We start from the raw sequence: 15709 nt of genomic DNA on the forward strand, positions 1-15709 counted from the left end.
ATAGTCAAGCAAAATGGAGGTCAGAGTGAGGCACTGCACAATATCCCGGCATGGTGGCTGGGCGCGCAGAAATAAGAGAGGAAGGGAAAAAACAATAAAAAAGGCCAGTCATAAAGACTGGCCTTTTAACTTATCGTACTAACGTAGACGATTAGTCTTTGTCAGAACCACCCAGACCTGCGTTCAGCAGTTCTGCCAGGCTTGCAGATGCATCTTCCGCAGTTACCTGCGGTGCTGCTGGCTGTTCGCCTGCAGCGCGACGGCGCATACGATCCTGGTGATACGCATAACCGGTACCCGCTGGAATCAGACGACCCACGATAACGTTCTCTTTCAGGCCACGCAGTTCGTCACGTTTACCCGCAACGGCTGCTTCGGTCAGGACACGTGTGGTCTCCTGGAACGATGCGGCAGAGATGAACGACTCGGTTGCCAGAGACGCTTTGGTGATACCCAGCAGGTCGCGTGCATAAGTTGCAGCCACTTTGCCATTCGCTTCCAGATCGCGGTTAGCAATCTTAACGCGAGAGTATTCAACCTGTTCGCCTTCCAGGAAGTCGGAGCTACCAGCAGTATCGATGGTTGCTTTACGCAGCATCTGACGAACGATAACTTCAATGTGTTTATCGTTAATCTTAACGCCTTGCAGACGGTAAACGTCCTGTACTTCGTTGGTGATGTAACGCGTTACCGCGTGTACGCCACGAAGACGCAGGATGTCGTGCGGTGCTTCTGGACCATCGGAAACCACGTCACCACGTTCTACACGTTCGCCTTCGAACACGTTGAGCTGACGCCATTTTGGAATCATCTCTTCGTATGGATCGCTACCGTCTAACGGAGTGATAACCAGGCGACGTTTGCCTTTGGTTTCTTTACCGAAGGAAATGATACCGGTAATTTCCGCAAGGATAGCTGGCTCTTTCGGACGACGTGCTTCGAACAGATCCGCAACGCGTGGCAGACCACCGGTGATATCCTTGGTACCGCTGGATTCCTGAGGAATACGCGCAAGAGCATCACCCGCACTGATCTGGATGCCATCTTCCAACTGAACAATCGCTTTACCCGGCAGGAAGTACTGCGCAGGCATATCGGTGCCAGGGATCAGAACATCGTTACCGTTAGCATCAACGATTTTCAGGGCTGGACGCAGGTCTTTACCACCCGCCGTACGCTCTGCAGAATCCAGAACAACCAGCGATGACAGACCGGTCAGCTCGTCGGTCTGACGAGTAATGGTCTGGCCGTCGATCATGTCAGTGAAGCGCAAGAAGCCGCTGACTTCAGTGATAACTGGCATGGTGTGCGGATCCCAGTTTGCTACGGTCTCGCCGCCAGCAACCTGCTCACCATCACCTTTGCCCATCACGGAACCGTAAGGCACTTTGTAGCTTTCTTTGGTACGACCGAATTCGTCGATCAATTTCAGCTCGGTGTTACGAGAAGTGATCACCAGTTTACCGCTGGAGTTCACAACCGACTTCGCGTTGCTGAGCTTGATGCTACCTTTGTTTTTCACCTGGATGCTAGATTCAGCAGCCGCACGAGATGCCGCACCACCGATGTGGAACGTACGCATCGTCAGCTGTGTACCCGGTTCACCGATGGACTGTGCCGCGATAACGCCGATAGCCTCACCTTTGTTGATGATGTGACCACGCGCCAGGTCACGACCGTAGCAGTGCGCACATACACCAAAGTCGGTGTCACAGGATACAACGGAACGCACTTTGACGGAGTCAACGGAGTTCTCTTCCAGCAGGTCACACCACTGTTCGTGCAGCAGCGTGTTGCGTGGAACCAGAATATCCGCCGTACCCGGCTTCAGAACGTCTTCAGCAGTCACACGACCCAATACGCGATCGCGCAGTGGCTCTTTAACATCACCACCCTCGATAACCGGGGTCATGGTGATGCCTTCCAGCGTGCCACAGTCATCTTCAGTAACAACCAGATCCTGAGCAACGTCAACCAGACGACGTGTCAGATAACCGGAGTTAGCTGTTTTCAGTGCGGTATCCGCCAGACCTTTACGAGCACCGTGAGTAGAGATGAAGTACTGGAGTACGTTCAGACCTTCACGGAAGTTCGCGGTGATTGGCGTTTCGATGATGGAACCATCTGGCTTAGCCATCAGACCACGCATACCGGCCAGCTGACGAATCTGTGCTGCAGAACCACGCGCACCGGAGTCGGCCATCATGTAGATGCTGTTGAAGGAAACCTGCTGCTCTTCGACGCCGTCACGGTTAATAACGGTTTCGGTTTGCAGGTTGTCCATCATCGCTTTGGATACACGATCGTTCGCCGCAGCCCAGATATCGATAACTTTGTTATAACGTTCGCCAGCGGTAACCAGACCAGATTGGAACTGCTCCTGGATCTCAGCAACTTCAGCTTCCGCTTCGCTGATGATTTCGTATTTCTTCTCTGGGATAACCATGTCGTCGATACCAACAGATGCGCCTGAGCGCGCTGCATAGGCAAAGCCGGTGTACATGGTCTGGTCAGCGAAGATTACGGTCGGCTTCAGGCCCAGAATGCGGTAACAGGTGTTCAGCATTTTGGAGATAGCTTTCTTGCCCAGCGCCTGGTTGACGATGGAGAAAGGCAGACCTTTCGGTACGATCATCCACAAAATAGCACGGCCAACGGTCGTGTCTTTAATGCTGGTGGTCGCGACGAATTCGCCGTTTTCATCTTTTTCGTATTCGGTGATACGCACTTTAACGCGCGCATGCAGAGAGGCCAGACCTGCGCGATAGATACGCTCAGCTTCTTTAGGGCCAGTCAGCACCATGCCTTCGCCTTTGGCGTTAACACAGTCACGGGTCATGTAGTACAGACCCAATACAACGTCCTGAGAAGGAACGATGATTGGCTCGCCGTTCGCAGGTGACAGGATGTTGTTGGTAGACATCATCAGCGCACGCGCTTCCAACTGGGCTTCCAGCGTCAGCGGTACGTGAACTGCCATCTGGTCACCATCGAAGTCGGCGTTATAAGCCGCACAGACCAGCGGGTGCAGCTGGATGGCTTTACCTTCGATCAGTACTGGCTCAAACGCCTGGATGCCCAGACGGTGCAGTGTTGGAGCACGGTTCAGCATCACTGGGTGTTCGCGGATAACTTCATCCAGGATATCCCAAACGACAGCTTCTTCACGCTCAACCATTTTCTTAGCGGCTTTGATGGTGGTGGCCAGGCCACGCAGCTCCAGCTTGCCGTAGATGAATGGTTTGAACAGTTCCAGTGCCATTTTCTTCGGCAGACCGCACTGATGCAGACGCAGGTATGGACCTACGGTGATTACAGAACGACCGGAGTAGTCAACACGCTTACCGAGCAAGTTCTGACGGAAACGACCCTGCTTACCTTTGATCATATCGGCCAAAGATTTCAGAGGACGCTTGTTAGAACCGGTGATCGCACGACCGCGACGGCCGTTATCCAGCAGGGCATCGACCGCTTCCTGCAGCATACGTTTTTCGTTACGTACGATGATGTCAGGCGCAGCCAGATCCAGCAGGCGTTTCAGACGGTTGTTACGGTTGATAACGCGACGATACAGATCGTTCAGATCTGATGTTGCGAAACGACCACCATCCAGCGGAACCAGCGGACGCAGATCTGGCGGCAGAACCGGCAGAACGGTCAGGATCATCCACTCTGGCTTGTTGCCAGACTGTACGAACGCTTCCAGCAGTTTGATACGCTTGGTCAGCTTTTTACGCTTGGTTTCGGAGTTGGTTTCGTTCAGCTCTTCGCGCAGAGTTTCACACTCTTGCTCCAGATCCATGCTTTTCAGCAGGGCCTGGATAGCTTCCGCACCCATCTTCGCATCGAATTCGTCACCGAACTCTTCCAGCGCGTCCAGATACTGCTCTTCAGTCAGAATCTGTTGACGTTCCAGGTTGGTCATACCGCCTTCGATAACAACATATGATTCGAAGTACAGTACGCGTTCGATATCACGCAGTGGCATATCGAGCAGCAGACCGATACGGGACGGCAGCGATTTCAGGAACCAGATGTGCGCAGTTGGACATGCCAGCTCGATGTGGCCCATGCGTTCACGACGCACTTTAGTCTGGGTCACTTCAACGCCGCACTTCTCACAGATCACACCACGGTGTTTCAGGCGCTTGTACTTACCGCACAGGCACTCGTAATCTTTTACTGGCCCAAAGATACGGGCGCAGAAAAGGCCGTCACGCTCAGGCTTGAACGTACGGTAGTTAATGGTTTCCGGCTTTTTAACTTCACCGAAAGACCATGAACGGATCATGTCTGGCGATGCCAGAGCAATTTTGATCGCATCAAACTCTTCGGTTTTAGTCTGCGCTTTCAGAAACTTTAATAAATCTTTCACGGATTTGCTCCCGTCGGAGTTAGCACAATCTGGCGCCGGGTCTTACCCCGGCACCAGTGACCTGTTTGAGCGAGAGTTACTCGTCTTCCAGCTCGATGTTGATACCCAGCGAACGGATCTCTTTCAACAGTACGTTGAAGGATTCCGGCATGCCCGGTTCCATCTGATGGTTACCGTCTACGATGTTTTTATACATCTTAGTACGGCCATTCACGTCATCAGACTTAACGGTGAGCATTTCCTGCAGGGTGTATGCCGCGCCATATGCTTCCAGCGCCCACACTTCCATCTCCCCGAAGCGCTGACCACCGAACTGAGCCTTACCACCCAGCGGCTGCTGAGTAACCAGGCTGTAAGAACCGGTAGAACGCGCATGCATCTTGTCATCAACCAAGTGGTTCAGTTTCAGCATGTACATGTAGCCGACGGTAACCTGGCGCTCGAACTGCTCACCGGTACGACCATCGAACAGAGTGATCTGACCGGAAGTCGGCAGGCCACCCAGCTGTAACAGTTCCTTGATTTCAGACTCTTTCGCACCGTCGAATACTGGCGTTGCGATCGGCATACCTTTTTTCAGGTTTTCAGCCAGACGCAGAACTTCATCATCGGTGAAGGTGTTCAGGTCAACTTTCTGGCGAACGTCGGTACCCAGATCGTACGCACGCTGGATGAATTCGCGCAGCTTGGCGACTTCTTCTTGCTGCTTAAGCATGGCGTTGATTTTCTCGCCGATACCTTTCGCAGCCATACCCAGGTGAGTTTCAAGGATCTGACCGATGTTCATACGCGATGGTACGCCCAGCGGGTTCAGTACGATATCTACCGGCGTACCGTTAGCATCGTGTGGCATATCTTCGATCGGGTTGATCTTAGAGATAACACCCTTGTTACCGTGACGACCTGCCATTTTGTCACCAGGCTGGATACGGCGTTTAACGGCCAGGTATACCTTAACAATCTTCAGCACGCCCGGTGCCAGATCGTCGCCTTGGGTGATTTTGCGGCGTTTCGCTTCGAGTTTTTTCTCAAACTCGTGCTTCAGTTCGTCGTACTGTTCAGCCAGCTGTTCCAGCTGATTCTGTTTCTCTTCGTCGTTCAGACCGAGTTCCAGCCAGCGATCGCGAGGCAGTTTGTCGAGCTTCTCAGCTTCAACACCACCGGCAACCAGCACCGCGTAGATACGGCTAAACAGGCCAGCTTCGAGGATCTGCAGTTCTTCAGACAGGTCTTTTTTGGCCTGCTTCAGCTGCATTTCTTCGATTTCCAGCGCACGTTTGTCTTTTTCTACGCCATCGCGAGTAAAGACCTGAACGTCGATAACAGTACCGGAAACACTGTTTGGTACGCGCAGAGAAGAGTCTTTAACGTCAGACGCTTTCTCGCCGAAGATGGCACGCAGTAGCTTCTCTTCTGGGGTCAGCTGGGTTTCACCTTTCGGCGTTACCTTACCTACCAGAATGTCGCCACCGGTGACTTCTGCACCAATGTAAACAATACCGGACTCATCCAGTTTGGAGAGCGCAGCTTCACCCACGTTCGGGATGTCAGCGGTGATCTCTTCTGGCCCCAGCTTGGTGTCACGGGACACACATGCCAGTTCCTGAATGTGGATGGTGGTGAAACGGTCTTCCTGAACAACACGCTCGGATACGAGGATGGAGTCTTCGAAGTTGTAACCGTTCCATGGCATGAATGCCACGCGCATGTTCTGACCGAGCGCCAGCTCACCGAGGTCGGTAGATGGACCATCTGCCAGCACGTCGCCGCGCTCGATTGGCTCACCCAGAGACACACATGGCATCTGGTTAATACAGGTGTTCTGGTTAGAACGGGTGTATTTGGTCAGGTTGTAGATGTCGATGCCCGCTTCGCCCGGATACATCTCGTCTTCGTTAACTTTGATAACGATACGGGATGCATCGACGTACTGTACGGTACCGCCACGCTTAGCCACTGCAGTAACACCGGAGTCGACGGCAACAGCACGTTCCATACCGGTACCAACCAGCGGCTTATCAGCACGCAGAGTTGGAACGGCCTGACGTTGCATGTTCGCACCCATCAATGCACGGTTGGCGTCATCGTGTTCAAGGAACGGGATCAGGGACGCACCGACGGATACCACCTGTTGGGTGGATACGTCCATGTAGTCAACCTGGTCGCGGCTGAACAAGCTGGATTCGCCTTTGCTACGGCACGTTACCAGGTCTTCTTCAAAGTGGCCTTCGTCATCCAGGTTGGAGTTCGCCTGAGCGATAACGTAGTTGCCTTCTTCGATAGCAGACAGGTAATGAATTTCGTCGGTAACAACACCGTCAGTCACTTTACGGTACGGAGTCTCGAGGAAGCCGTATTCGTTAGTCTGTGCGTACACGGACAGGGAGTTGATCAGACCGATGTTTGGACCTTCAGGCGTTTCGATTGGACATACGCGACCGTAGTGAGTCGGGTGTACGTCTCGAACTTCAAAGCCTGCACGTTCACGGGTCAAACCGCCCGGGCCGAGGGCAGAGATACGACGTTTGTGCGTGATCTCAGACAACGGGTTGTTCTGGTCCATAAACTGAGACAGCTGGCTGGAACCGAAGAACTCTTTCACTGCCGCAGAAATCGGCTTGGCGTTGATCATATCCTGAGGCATCAGGGTATCCAGATCGCCTAAAGACAGACGCTCTTTCACCGCACGCTCAACACGTACCAGGCCAACGCGGAATTGGTTTTCCGCCATTTCGCCTACGGAACGGATACGACGGTTGCCGAGGTGGTCGATATCATCCACTTCGCCTTTGCCGTTACGGATATCAATGAGCTTTTTCATCACTTCGATGATGTCTTCTTTGCTCAGGATACCGGAACCTTCGATCTCATCACGCAGCAGAGAACGGTTGAACTTCATACGACCTACCGCAGACAGATCATAGCGGTCTTCGGAGAAGAACAGGTTCTCGAACAGGTTTTCAGCAGCTTCACGAGTCGGCGGCTCACCAGGGCGCATCATGCGGTAGATTTCTACCAGCGCGCTCAGGCGATCGTTAGTTGGGTCGACGCGAATCGTTTCAGAGATGTACGCACCGTGGTCCAGATCGTTGGTGAACAGCGTTTCGATACGCTTGTGACCAGACTGGCTCAGCTTAGCCAGCAGATCCAGGCTCAGCTCCATGTTCGCTGCACAAATCAGCTCACCGGTGGATTCGTCAACGTAGTCTTTAGCCGCAACTTTACCCGCGATGTACTCAACCGGAACTTCGATATGTTTGATATCGTCTTTTTCCAGCTGGCGAATATGACGCGCAGTAATACGACGTGCTTTCTCTACGTAGATTTTGCCATTCGCTTCGATATCGAAGGACGCAGTTTCACCACGCAGGCGCTCTGGAATAAGTTCCATCTGCAGCTTGTTGTCACGAATTTCGAAGACAACTTTGTCAAAGAACAGGTCAAGGATCTGTTCAGTGGTGTACTGCAGCGCACGCAGAATGATGGTCGCAGGCAGTTTACGACGACGGTCGATACGGACAAACAGGTTGTCTTTCGGATCGAACTCGAAGTCCAGCCAGGAACCACGGTAAGGGATGATACGCGCGTTATACAGCACTTTACCCGAAGAGTGGGTTTTACCCTTATCGGAGTCAAAGAAGACGCCTGGGCTACGGTGCAGCTGAGAAACGATAACACGCTCAGTACCATTGATAACAAAGGTACCGTTGTCGGTCATGAGCGGAATTTCGCCCATGTACACTTCTTGTTCTTTGATGTCTTTTACAGTGCCTTCCGGCGCTTCACGCTCGTAGATCACCAGACGCAGTTTTACGCGCAGCGGTGCAGAATAAGTCACGCCACGAATCTGACATTCCTGAACGTCAAACACCGGTTCGCCCAAGCGGTAGCTGACGTATTGCAGCTCCGAATAACCGCTGTAGCTTTTAATCGGGAATACGGAACGGAAAGCTGCTTCCAGACCATACTGACCTTCAGGATCTTGCTCGATAAACTTCTGGAACGAGTCAAGCTGGATAGAAAGGAGATAAGGTATGTCCAGAACCTGCGGACGTTTACCAAAATCCTTACGAATACGTTTTTTCTCGGTATAGGAGTAAACCATAGGGTTCCTCAGCTCGCTGACAAGTCGACGCATCTGTCCATAGGCAGACAGTTTGTGCAACACTATTTTGTGGACCGGAAAATGGAACACTTTCCGCAATACTTGTTGCTATCACGCTTAAACCATTTCATTACGATTTACACAGAGCGAGCACCCTGTCGCAATATATTAAGTCGTCGATAGAAACAGGCATTGTCAGGACAGCCAGCAGTCAAACAGTGTGAAATGCTACTGGCGCCTTACAGCGCAAAATGGCTGGTGACTAAAAGTCACCAGCCATCGGCCTGATTTCTCAGGCTTCAACTAGAAAAGTTGGCTTATTTAACTTCAACTTCAGCGCCAGCTTCTTCCAGAGATTTTTTCAGTGCTTCAGCGTCATCTTTGCTCACGCCTTCTTTCAGTGCAGCTGGAGCAGATTCTACCAGGTCTTTAGCTTCTTTCAGACCCAGGCCAGTTGCGCCACGTACTGCTTTGATTACTGCAACTTTGTTCGCGCCAACAGCTTTCAGTACGACGTCGAATTCAGTTTTTTCTTCAGCAGCTTCAGCAGGGCCCGCAGCTACAGCTACAGCAGCAGCAGCAGAAACGCCGAATTTTTCTTCCATTGCAGAGATCAGTTCTACAACGTCCATTACGGACATAGCTGCAACTGCTTCAATGATTTGATCTTTAGTGATAGACATTTAAATTGTTCCTGAAAATCAGTATAAGTTTATACGTAAGCAAATACTTTACAAAGACAACTGCGATTAAGCAGCTTCTTTCGCATCGCGTACAGCAGCCAGAGTGCGAACCAGTTTGCCAGCCGAAGCTTCTTTCATGGTTGCCATCAGGCGTGCAATTGCTTCTTCGTAGGTCGGCAGGGTTGCCAGGCGATCGATTTGCGATGCCGGGATCAACTCACCTTCAAAGGCTGCGGCTTTGACCTCAAATTTTGCATTCGCTTTCGCGAAATCTTTGAACAGACGAGCAGCTGCGCCCGGGTGTTCCATAGAATATGCAATCAGGGTCGGACCAACAAACGTGTCTTTCAGGCACTCGAACTGAGTACCTTCAACGACGCGGCGCAGCAGGGTGTTACGAACAACACGCATGTATACGCCAGCTTCACGACCTGCTTTACGCAGTTCAGTCATTTTGTCTACAGTAACGCCACGGGAATCCGCAACTACTGCAGACAGCGCGCCTTTGGCTACTTCGCTGACTTCAGCAACAATCGCTTGTTTGTCTTGAAGATTTAAAGCCATTAGCTTTGCTCCTGGATGTTTGCCGGGACTCATGTCCCGGAACTCACTTCACTCTCCCAAACGGAAAGAGCGTCTAAATACGGTGAGCAGAAACAAGCCAGAGTATTAAAAATAATCTTAGCGTTCTGTCACCGTCTACGCAGGGCATTAAGCTTCTTTCGAAACACCTGCGGTCTTCGACGGAGGCCTGGATAGGCCAGGCTCCAACGAACAAATCTTGTCTATGTCTTCGTCCTTTGAACTGCTGCTGCGTTGGCTACTCTCGCTCACACCAGTCACATAGTTAACTATGCTCCTGGCGATTAACTCGCTTGCCGCCTTGCCGCAATTCAAATGACTCGCATAGCGTCTGTCTATTTCAACAGAATCGTGGGGGTAGAATTGTAGACAAATCCACCGCCCACGTAAAGGCGAATCTTAGTTCGCTACTGCAGTCAGGCCAGCCTGATCAACAGAGACACCTGCACCCATGGTGGTGGAGATGCTAACTTTCTTGATGTACACGCCTTTCGCCTGAGTTGGTTTTGCTTTTTTCAGCGCAACCAGCAGAGATTCCAGGTTTTCTTTCAGTTTGTCAGCGTCAAAGTCCACTTTACCGATGGTGGTGTGGATGATGCCGTTTTTGTCGTTACGATAACGAACCTGACCTGCTTTAGCGTTCTTAACCGCTTCAGCAACGTTAGGAGTTACAGTACCAACTTTAGGGTTTGGCATCAGACCACGTGGGCCCAGAACCTGACCCAACTGGCCAACAACGCGCATTGCATCCGGAGAAGCAATAACAACGTCGAAGTTCATTTCGCCTTTTTTGATCTGGTCAGCCAGATCTTCCATACCTACCAGCTCAGCGCCAGCAGCTTTAGCTGCTTCAGCGTTAGGGCCCTGGGCAAATACGGCAACGCGAACGGAACGGCCAGTACCGTGTGGCAGTACAGTTGCACCACGTACGTTCTGGTCAGATTTACGAGCGTCGATACCGAGGTTAACGGCAACGTCAACGCTTTCGTTGAATTTAGCAGTGGCCAGCTCTTTCAGCAGAGCAATGGCTTCATTGATGTCGTACTGCTTAGTAGCATCAACTTTGTCACGGATCACGCGCATACGCTTGGTCAGTTTAGCCATTTCTTAATCCTCCACTACCAGGCCCATGGAACGTGCAGTACCTTCGATTGAGCGAGTCATCGCTTCAATGTCGGCGCCAGTCATGTCGGCAGCTTTGGTCTGCGCGATTTCCAGTACCTGAGCACGGGAAACTTTACCTACTTTGTCTTTGTTCGGCTTACCGGAACCAGACTTAATACCAGCCGCTTTTTTCAGCAGAACTGCTGCTGGAGGCGTTTTGGTAATGAAGGTGAAAGAACGGTCAGCATAAACGGTGATAACAACCGGAATTGGCAGACCTTTCTCGATGGAATCAGTTTTTGCGTTGAACGCTTTACAGAATTCCATGATGTTCACGCCCTGCTGACCCAGTGCTGGACCAACCGGTGGACTTGGGTTCGCCATACCAGCTGCAACCTGCAGCTTGACGTAGGCTTGGACTTTCTTAGCCATTCTAAAATCCTCTAATTGGGTAATAGCGCCTCAAGGAGGCTCCCCGTGATATAAAAATTCGTTTTACAGGCCTGGGCCCATAAAAACAAAAGGCGCGAAATTGTATGTCAATTTCACGCCTCATGCAACGATTAAATCGATGCTTTTTTGATCGCCGTCTTACGCTTTCTCAACCTGAGCAAAGTCGAGTTCTACCGGGGTCGCACGACCAAAGATAGAAACAGACACGGTCAGGCGGGACTTCTCGTAATCAACGTCTTCAACAACACCGTTAAAGTCGGCAAACGGACCATCGCTAACGCGAACCATTTCACCAGGCTCAAACATTGTTTTAGGACGTGGCTTATCACCGACCTGCTGCAGACGGTTCATGATCGCATCAACTTCTTTGTCGCTGATAGGCGCAGGACGGTCAGACGTCCCACCGATAAAGCCCATCACGCGCGGAACGCTACGTACCAGGTGCCAGCTTGCGTCGTTCATCACCATCTGAACAAGTACGTAACCTGGGAAGAATTTACGCTCGCTTTTACGACGCTGGCCGCCACGAATTTCGACCACTTCTTCAGTCGGAACCATGACTTCGCCAAACAGCTCTTCCATGTTTTGTAATTTGATATGCTCGCGCAGCGACGTGGCTACACGGCCTTCAAAACCGGAAAACGCCTGAACGACGTACCAACGCTTTTTAGGTGCTTCAGACATCTTAGAACCTCAGGCCAGTGATAAAGGATACCAGGCGAACCAGAATACCATCCAGTCCCCACAGGATCAGTGACATTACCGCAGTGACCGCAGCAACGATCAGCGTAGTGTGCAGCGTTTCCTGGCGAGTCGGCCAAATAACCTTACGTACTTCTGTTCTCGCTTCACGAGCAAACGCAACGGTTGCTTTGCCTTTTGTCGTCAACAGCGCGACACCACCCGCTGCAGCAATAATAATTACTACGGCCAGCGCACGCAGCGGCAGCATCATGTCACGATAAAGGTAGTTACCTACGATTGCAGCAATCAGCAACACGGCAACGGCTACCCACTTCATCGTTTCCAGGCCACGCCCGCTCCCTTGAGCTTCGGTATTCGCACTCATAAACCAACCTGTCAGAAGAATTCTACAAACATTTCCACCCCGCGGGTGCGAGGCGATCCAAACCGAAATTGAGTTTCGGACTAAACGCCCTCTACAGAGCCTGTCTCAGCAATGATTATGGCAAAAAAAATCACTGATGAGCCAGGTTCTGGTTCGACAGCGTATAAAAAGGGCATCAAATGATGCCCTTTTATTGCGCATTGCGTCAAATGTTATCGGCAATTAGCTCATTACTTTGGCAACAACGCCCGCGCCAACGGTACGGCCGCCTTCACGGATTGCGAAACGCAGACCGTCATCCATCGCGATTGGGTGGATCAGGGTAACAACCATTTTGATGTTGTCGCCCGGCATTACCATCTCAACGCCTTCTGGCAGTTCGATGGTGCCAGTCACGTCAGTAGTACGGAAGTAGAACTGTGGACGGTAGCCTTTGAAGAACGGAGTATGACGGCCGCCTTCATCTTTGGACAGGATGTACACTTCAGATTCGAACTTGGTGTGTGGCTTGATAGAGCCCGGCTTAGCCAGAACCTGGCCACGCTGGATTTCTTCACGCTTGATACCACGCAGCAGAACACCGCAGTTCTCGCCTGCACGACCTTCGTCCAGCAGCTTACGGAACATTTCAACGCCGGTACAGGTAGACTTAGCAGTCTCTTTGATACCAACGATTTCAACTTCTTCACCAACTTTGATGATACCGCGCTCTACACGACCGGTAACAACGGTACCACGGCCAGAGATGGAGAATACGTCTTCGATAGGCAGCAGGAACGGCTTGTCAATCGCACGTTCTGGTTCTGGGATGTAAGAATCCAGGAAGCCAGCCAGTTCGATGATTTTCGCTTCCCACTCTGCATCGCCTTCCAGCGCTTTCAGAGCTGAACCACGGATGATTGGGGTATCATCACCTGGGAAATCGTACTGAGACAGAAGTTCACGAACTTCCATTTCTACCAGTTCCAGCAGCTCTTCGTCATCAACCATGTCACATTTGTTCAGGAACACGATGATGTAAGGAACGCCTACCTGACGACCCAGCAGGATGTGCTCACGAGTCTGTGGCATAGGGCCATCAGTCGCAGCAACAACCAGGATAGCGCCATCCATCTGCGCAGCACCGGTGATCATGTTTTTAACATAGTCGGCGTGGCCTGGGCAGTCTACGTGTGCGTAGTGGCGAGTCGGGGTGTCATATTCAACGTGGGAAGTGTTGATGGTGATACCACGAGCTTTTTCTTCTGGTGCGTTATCGATCTGGTCGAATGCGCGAGCAGAACCGCCGTAGGTTTTAGCCAGTACGGAGGTGATTGCAGCGGTCAGGGTAGTTTTACCATGGTCAACGTGGCCGATAGTACCGACGTTGACGTGCGGTTTGGTACGTTCAAATTTTTCTTTAGACATCGATAGTCCCTCTAATACACGGATAAATCGGTGATATCACCACATCAACCAGACGATAAGCCTGAACTGTTGAATGCATTAATTTAAACAGAGAGAAACGGGAAGGAGAAGTGAAGTGGTGCTGATACCCAGAGTCGAACTGGGGACCTCACCCTTACCAAGGGTGCGCTCTACCAACTGAGCCATATCAGCACGTCTGGAGCGGGCAGCGGGAATCGAACCCGCATCATCAGCTTGGAAGGCTGAGGTAATAGCCATTATACGATGCCCGCATCCTGAAACTCGGCTACCCAGTTCTTTCTGTGCAAAAAAAAGAGATTTCTCTCTTTTCTTTTTTTGAGCTAGTCATCTTACCAACCAACTCTGGCTTCGCAATGCTTAGCCGGAAAATGGTGGTGGGGGAAGGATTCGAACCTTCGAAGTCGATGACGGCAGATTTACAGTCTGCTCCCTTTGGCCGCTCGGGAACCCCACCAGGCACTTGATGGTGCCGACTACCGGAATCGAACTGGTGACCTACTGATTACAAGTCAGTTGCTCTACCTACTGAGCTAAGTCGGCATCAAGTAGCGCGCATTTTATGTAGACCCGTGCCGACATGCAACTAAAAAATTGCATAAAATGTTCTATCGCTCATGTTTTGTGCATTTGCGCGTAAAAACCAAGCAAGACGTCCGTTTTATAACCAAAAATAGCGGTAATGGCGCATCGCTCCACCTCTAGCAATAGGCTCATTGCCGCACAAGCTAATAGAGGATAGGCTTTTGACTGCCCTTTGCTTCTTTATAGCATCCACATCCAGGTCCTCTTGTTTGAGGTCTGCGATAAAGAGCGGTGTTTTCTCACGAAAGCGCCACTCATTTGGATTTTTTCTTCTTTTTCTCTTCCATCTGGTGTTAACCTCCTGCCCATTGTCCTGATTAACTGAATGTGAAGCGTCGCGCGAAATCAGTGCGGTAGCCAGAACATGCTTATGAAAAAACAAGAGCAAACGTTAATGACACCTTATCTACAGTTCAATCGTAGCCAGTGGGCGGCGCTGCGTGATTCAGTGCCAATGACCCTGACTGAAGGGGAAATTACGCGCCTGAAAGGTATCAACGAAGATTTGTCGCTTGAAGAAGTGGCAGAGATCTATTTGCCTTTATCACGCCTACTGAACTTCTATATAAGTTCTAACCTGCGTCGCCAGGCGGTACTGGAGCAATTCCTCGGTACCAACGGTCAACGTATACCTTATATCATCAGCATTGCTGGCAGCGTGGCTGTTGGCAAAAGCACGACTGCCCGTGTATTACAGGCACTGCTTAGCCGCTGGCCTGAACATCGCCGTGTCGAGCTCATCACCACCGATGGCTTCCTGCACCCTAACGAAGTGCTAAAAGAACGTGGGTTGATGAAGAAAAAGGGCTTCCCGCAGTCTTATGATATGCATCGATTGGTCAAATTCGTTTCTGACCTGAAGTCAGGGGTGCCTGATGTCACTGCACCGGTTTATTCCCATCTTATTTATGATGTTATTCCCGACGGTGATAAGACAGTCACTCACCCAGATATTTTAATCCTTGAAGGATTAAATGTCTTACAAAGCGGAATGGACTATCCACACGATCCACATCATGTATTTGTATCCGATTTTGTTGATTTCTCTATTTATGTGGATGCTCCAGTAGATCAGTTAAAATCCTGGTATATCAACAGATTCTTGAAATTCCGCGAAGGTGCATTTACAGACCCTGATTCCTATTTCCATAACTATGCTCAGCTTTCAAAAGAGGAAGCAATTAACATTGCAACATCGCTATGGAATGAGATTAACTTACGGAATTTGAACGAAAATATCCTACCAACTCGTGAGCGTGCCAGTCTTATCATGACGAAAAGCGCTAACCACTCTGTTGAACAAGTTCGTTTGCGTAAATAATCTTGAT

General features: G+C 50.9%; 10 protein-coding genes and 4 tRNA genes. 1 reads left to right on the forward strand and 13 read right to left on the reverse strand.

Features of this window, described 5'->3' with window-relative positions:
* Positions 1 to 151 precede the first annotated feature (151 nt).
* The 13 genes from rpoC to U0026_RS21510 all read right to left on the reverse strand — a co-directional run bounded on the left by rpoC (position 152) and on the right by U0026_RS21510 (position 14339).
* On the reverse strand, positions 152 to 4375 hold the full coding sequence (gene rpoC, locus U0026_RS21450) for a DNA-directed RNA polymerase subunit beta' (RefSeq protein WP_062779297.1): 4224 nt from the start codon (positions 4373 to 4375) through the stop codon (positions 152 to 154).
* Between the two features lie 76 nt (positions 4376 to 4451).
* On the reverse strand, positions 4452 to 8480 hold the full coding sequence (gene rpoB / locus U0026_RS21455; RefSeq protein WP_062779294.1) for a DNA-directed RNA polymerase subunit beta: 4029 nt from the start codon (positions 8478 to 8480) through the stop codon (positions 4452 to 4454).
* 317 nt (positions 8481 to 8797) lie between these two features.
* Positions 8798 to 9163, reverse strand: a complete 366-nt coding sequence (gene rplL / locus U0026_RS21460) for a 50S ribosomal protein L7/L12 (protein WP_052285352.1) — start codon at positions 9161 to 9163, stop codon at positions 8798 to 8800.
* Between the two features lie 66 nt (positions 9164 to 9229).
* A complete protein-coding gene (gene rplJ / locus U0026_RS21465) occupies positions 9230 to 9727 on the reverse strand; it encodes a 50S ribosomal protein L10 (protein WP_024548056.1) in 498 nt (165 codons plus the stop codon).
* Positions 9728 to 10144: 417 nt separating this feature from the next.
* Positions 10145 to 10849, reverse strand: coding sequence for a 50S ribosomal protein L1 (gene rplA / locus U0026_RS21470; RefSeq protein WP_062779291.1), 705 nt, complete (start codon positions 10847 to 10849; stop codon positions 10145 to 10147).
* A gap of 3 nt (positions 10850 to 10852) precedes the next feature.
* A complete protein-coding gene (gene rplK, locus U0026_RS21475; protein WP_062779289.1) occupies positions 10853 to 11281 on the reverse strand; it encodes a 50S ribosomal protein L11 in 429 nt (142 codons plus the stop codon).
* A 159-nt stretch (positions 11282 to 11440) separates the two neighbouring features.
* The gene (nusG, locus tag U0026_RS21480; RefSeq protein ID WP_062779286.1) at positions 11441 to 11986 is read right to left on the reverse strand and encodes a transcription termination/antitermination protein NusG; all 546 of its coding nucleotides are present in this window, start codon (positions 11984 to 11986) and stop codon (positions 11441 to 11443) included.
* 1 nt (position 11987) lies between these two features.
* Positions 11988 to 12371, reverse strand: a complete 384-nt coding sequence (secE, locus tag U0026_RS21485) for a preprotein translocase subunit SecE (protein ID WP_062779283.1) — start codon at positions 12369 to 12371, stop codon at positions 11988 to 11990.
* Positions 12372 to 12593: 222 nt separating this feature from the next.
* Positions 12594 to 13778, reverse strand: coding sequence for an elongation factor Tu (tuf, locus tag U0026_RS21490; RefSeq protein WP_126440922.1), 1185 nt, complete (start codon positions 13776 to 13778; stop codon positions 12594 to 12596).
* Positions 13779 to 13894: 116 nt separating this feature from the next.
* Positions 13895 to 13970: transfer RNA gene (locus U0026_RS21495), tRNA-Thr, on the reverse strand.
* A gap of 5 nt (positions 13971 to 13975) precedes the next feature.
* A tRNA-Gly gene (locus U0026_RS21500) sits at positions 13976 to 14050 on the reverse strand.
* A gap of 118 nt (positions 14051 to 14168) precedes the next feature.
* Positions 14169 to 14253 (reverse strand) — tRNA-Tyr (locus U0026_RS21505).
* 10 nt (positions 14254 to 14263) lie between these two features.
* Positions 14264 to 14339: transfer RNA gene (locus tag U0026_RS21510), tRNA-Thr, on the reverse strand.
* Positions 14340 to 14751: 412 nt separating this feature from the next.
* Between U0026_RS21510 and coaA the strand changes: the two genes are divergently transcribed.
* On the forward strand, positions 14752 to 15702 hold the full coding sequence (coaA, locus tag U0026_RS21515) for a type I pantothenate kinase (protein WP_062779868.1): 951 nt from the start codon (positions 14752 to 14754) through the stop codon (positions 15700 to 15702).
* The last annotated feature ends 7 nt before the right edge of the window (positions 15703 to 15709 follow it).

Origin of the sequence: Kluyvera intermedia (assembly GCF_034424175.1) — a bacterium.
Lineage (GTDB): Bacteria > Pseudomonadota > Gammaproteobacteria > Enterobacterales > Enterobacteriaceae > Kluyvera > Kluyvera intermedia.

What these genes read in the sequence shown, in the direction of transcription:
- rpoB (WP_062779294.1), bottom strand. Translation starts at nt 8,480, where the DNA reads ATGGTTTACTCCTATACCGAGAAAAAACGTATTCGTAAGGATTTTGGT.
- rplJ (WP_024548056.1), bottom strand. Translation starts at nt 9,727, where the DNA reads ATGGCTTTAAATCTTCAAGACAAACAAGCGATTGTTGCTGAAGTCAGC.
- rplA (WP_062779291.1), bottom strand. Translation starts at nt 10,849, where the DNA reads ATGGCTAAACTGACCAAGCGTATGCGCGTGATCCGTGACAAAGTTGAT.
- coaA (WP_062779868.1), top strand. Translation starts at nt 14,752, where the DNA reads ATGAAAAAACAAGAGCAAACGTTAATGACACCTTATCTACAGTTCAAT.
- secE (WP_062779283.1), bottom strand. Translation starts at nt 12,371, where the DNA reads ATGAGTGCGAATACCGAAGCTCAAGGGAGCGGGCGTGGCCTGGAAACG.
- rplL (WP_052285352.1), bottom strand. Translation starts at nt 9,163, where the DNA reads ATGTCTATCACTAAAGATCAAATCATTGAAGCAGTTGCAGCTATGTCC.
- nusG (WP_062779286.1), bottom strand. Translation starts at nt 11,986, where the DNA reads ATGTCTGAAGCACCTAAAAAGCGTTGGTACGTCGTTCAGGCGTTTTCC.
- tuf (WP_126440922.1), bottom strand. Translation starts at nt 13,778, where the DNA reads ATGTCTAAAGAAAAATTTGAACGTACCAAACCGCACGTCAACGTCGGT.
- rplK (WP_062779289.1), bottom strand. Translation starts at nt 11,281, where the DNA reads ATGGCTAAGAAAGTCCAAGCCTACGTCAAGCTGCAGGTTGCAGCTGGT.